The organism is Methylobacterium sp. Leaf456, assembly GCF_001425465.1.
In the GTDB taxonomy this organism is placed as follows: domain Bacteria; phylum Pseudomonadota; class Alphaproteobacteria; order Rhizobiales; family Beijerinckiaceae; genus Methylobacterium.
This window is the reverse complement of sequence record NZ_LMQV01000036.1, coordinates 1-3,003: the sequence shown is the minus strand read 5'-3', so window position 1 is coordinate 3,003 and position 3,003 is coordinate 1. Positions and strand designations below refer to the sequence as shown.

At 66.2% G+C, this 3,003-nt stretch carries 2 protein-coding genes and 1 pseudogene; 2 read left to right on the top strand and 1 reads right to left on the bottom strand.

The genetic code is table 11. The features are described from left to right. Together ASG52_RS17130 and ASG52_RS17125 are read left to right on the top strand one after the other, a co-directional pair. Nucleotides 1-110: pseudogene (locus ASG52_RS17130) on the top strand (IS5/IS1182 family transposase); the annotation flags it as partial. Between the two features lie 426 nt (nt 111-536). Beyond that, the gene (locus ASG52_RS17125; RefSeq protein WP_056245844.1) at nt 537-1,868 is read left to right on the top strand and encodes an APC family permease; all 1,332 of its coding nucleotides are present in this window, start codon (nt 537-539) and stop codon (nt 1,866-1,868) included. Nucleotides 1,869-1,957: 89 nt separating this feature from the next. Here the strand turns inward: ASG52_RS17125 and ASG52_RS17120 are convergent, their stop codons facing one another. Next, nucleotides 1,958-2,680 (bottom strand): SAM-dependent methyltransferase, encoded by a 723-nt coding sequence (locus ASG52_RS17120; protein ID WP_082552618.1) that lies wholly within the window; start codon nt 2,678-2,680, stop codon nt 1,958-1,960. Nucleotides 2,681-3,003: the final 323 nt, after the last annotated feature.

Here is a 3,003-nt window from a genome sequence, read left to right as displayed (position 1 = left end):
GCTTCCGGCGCCTGCCCATCCGCTACGAGCGACGGGCCGACATCTACGAGGCCTTCACCAGCCTTGCCGCCAGCCTCATCACCCTCAACCAGATCAGGCCGTTCTGTTAGGCGCTCTAAGCAGTCGTTGCTGTTCGGCCCCTCGACGCGCTGACCGGGCTTGAGCGTGCTCTCACCTTCCTTGAGCGTGCTGGTCGAGCCCTGGTTCAGGGCACCGACCGTTCCGGGCGACTCGCCCTTGGCGCCGGGCATGACCTTCTCGGTCGAGCCGCCCTGCACGTTGGAACTCGTGTCGCCTGTCTTTGGGCCCTGAGTGCTGGTCGTGGTGCCGGTCGCGCAGGGCGCGGCCATGGCGCCGCCGCCAGCTACCATCAGGAGCACTGCAGCGCCGGATAGAGTTGAGAGCTTCGATATAAGAACTTCCTCCTCGTTGTCCCGAGCGAAGCCGCCCCAAGATCGGTTGCTCCCATAAGCCGCGGCCCCCTGCCGATCGGCCGCATCTCGATTTGCGTCCGGTTTGAGCCAGATGTGAACGATATGCAAAAAGACACCGCCACCGGAACTTCGCCGAAAGTCTCGACCCTGGTGGCGACCGCCATCGTGGTGTCCGACATGATCGGCGTCGGCGTGTTCACCAGCCTCGGGTTTCAGGTCACGGATATTCGATCCGGTTTCGCACTGCTGCTGCTCTGGCTCATCGGGGGTGTCGTCGCCCTCTGCGGGGCGTTCTGCTACGCGGAACTCGCGACGATGTTTCCCCGATCGAGCGGCGAGTACAACTTCCTCACGCGCCTGTACGGCCCGGCGGTCGGGTTCATGGCGGGATGGCTCTCGGGCACCGTCGGGTTCGCCGCCCCGGTGGCGCTCGCCGCCATGGCATTCGGGCAGTACGCCAGGGCGGTTCTCCCCGGCGCACCGCCGCTTCTGCTCGGGCTCGCGGTGATCTGGGCCGTCACGGCCGTCCACCTACGCGGAACGCGCCACAGCAGCGTTTTTCAGATCGGCTCGACGCTCCTGAAGCTCGCCCTGATCGTCGCCTTCATCGCGGCGGGCTTTACGCGCGGCGGCGATCAACCGATCGACTTCACCCCCGTCGGGTTCGACCCAGCGCAGATCTTCGGCGCCAGCTTCGCCGTCAGCCTCGTGTTCGTGATGTACGCCTACACGGGCTGGAACGCGGCGACCTACATCGTCGGCGAAATCGAGGACCCGAAGCGCAGCCTGCCGCGGGCGCTCTTCGTCGGGACGAGCCTCGTGGTCGTGCTCTACGTCGCGCTGAACGCGGTATTTCTCTATACCACCCCGATAGGGGAACTTGCCGGACAGGTCGACATCGCCCTTATCGCCGGCCGTCACGTCTTCGGCGAGGAGGGCGGTCGCCTCGTCGGCGCCCTGATCTGCGCTGGCCTGATCCCGACGATCAGCGCGATGATGTGGATCGGCCCGCGGGTGACGGTGGCGATGGGCGAGGACTTGCCGCTGCTGCGCCCGTTCGCGCGCCGTTCGCGCCGGGGCGTCCCGATCCCCGCGCTCCTCCTGCAGGGTGGGGTCGCCACGCTTCTGCTTCTCACTCAGAGCTTCGAGGCAGTGCTGGAGTTCATCCAGTTCAGCCTGACCCTGTGCTCGTTCCTGGCGGTGCTCGGGCTGATCAAGCTGCGCATCACGCAGCCCGATCTGCCGCGGCCGTGCCGGGCCTGGGGCTACCCGGTGACGCCGGTGATCTTCCTGTCCGTCACGCTGCTGATGATGGCCCACGTCGTCGCCGTTCGGCCGTTGCAGTCACTCGCAGGCTGCGGCCTGATGCTGGCCGGCCTCCTCCTCTATGCCGCAGCGACGACGCGGGCGCGGCGCAAGGGGACGCTCGGCTAGACTATTGTTCCGATCCACGAGGTTTGCTGTGCTGATGCTGCTGCGGCATTCCAGGTTTTCGATGGATGCTGACGCCGGATGTCGTAGGCCTACGCCTTGGTCGCGCGCAGCACATCGAGTCGATACTCTGCCGTTCGTGACTGCTTGAACACCCGTGCGAAATCACGCGCACCTTCGATGAAGCCCTCGGCGGCATCGTCGCCCGAGAGCGGGTAGTGGGTGACGCCGAGCCAGTGGACCAGCACGATATCGGCTTCGGGCAGGACTGAGCCCCGGACACGCGCGACGAGGCGCGCGAGATCGGCACGGTCGAGATAGTACGCCACCTCCGAGATCAGGATCAGGTCGAACCGTCCGTCCGGCCAGTTGCCTGGGACCGCAGCCAACTGGAACTGCGCGTTCAGGCAATCGGCGCACCGCTTGCGCGCGGCGTCCAATACGGACGGCACCACATCGAGCCCGATCAGAGCATCACAACGGGGACAGAGCTGGTGGGTGAACACCCCGATCGAGCAACCCACTTCGAGGGCGGAGGCGTAGTGGGGGCGCGGCAGGGCGGCGAGCGTCGCCGCGTACTTGTCCCGCTCGTACGGACTCGTGGCGAACTGCCAGGGATCGGCCTCGGTGGCGTACATCCCTTTGAAGTATTCGGTATCGAGGCTCTTCGATCGACGGCCCGTCGAAGCGTCGGCGGGTTTGTCGGCGTTCGTCTCCACCCCGGCCGCTCCCCTGATCCCGAGCAAGGTTCCGGCGGCGGTGACGCCGCCGGCCTGAATCAGAAGGCGGCGCGACAAGCACATGCGGTCACGCATGAGACACCTCAAGGCGTCGGAAACAGTGGGTGGGAACCGAGCTTGATTGCACCGGTTCCGAGCCGCTGCGGCAGCAGGGAAACGAAGTCCCGGCTGCGACCGACTGATGGCCGTTTACCGCCCCGGTGCTCGATCGTTCTCACACCGCTGGCGCGGTCCAGCCGATCACGGCCGTCATCGGATCGCCAAGGCGCTCCTCGGGGATTAGGACCCGTGTCTCGGTTCGGGTCGTGTCCCAGTGTGTGGTGTAGGAGCGGCCCACCGCTGAGGTGGCCATCGCCGGTCTTCGAGTAGGGTTCGAGTTGCGAAGCTTGAACTCTCAC

Coding starts and splice junctions, on each gene's coding strand:
- ASG52_RS17125 (WP_056245844.1), top strand. CDS start 537: ATGCAAAAAGACACCGCCACCGGAACTTCGCCGAAAGTCTCGACCCTG.
- ASG52_RS17120 (WP_082552618.1), bottom strand. CDS start 2,680: ATGCGTGACCGCATGTGCTTGTCGCGCCGCCTTCTGATTCAGGCCGGC.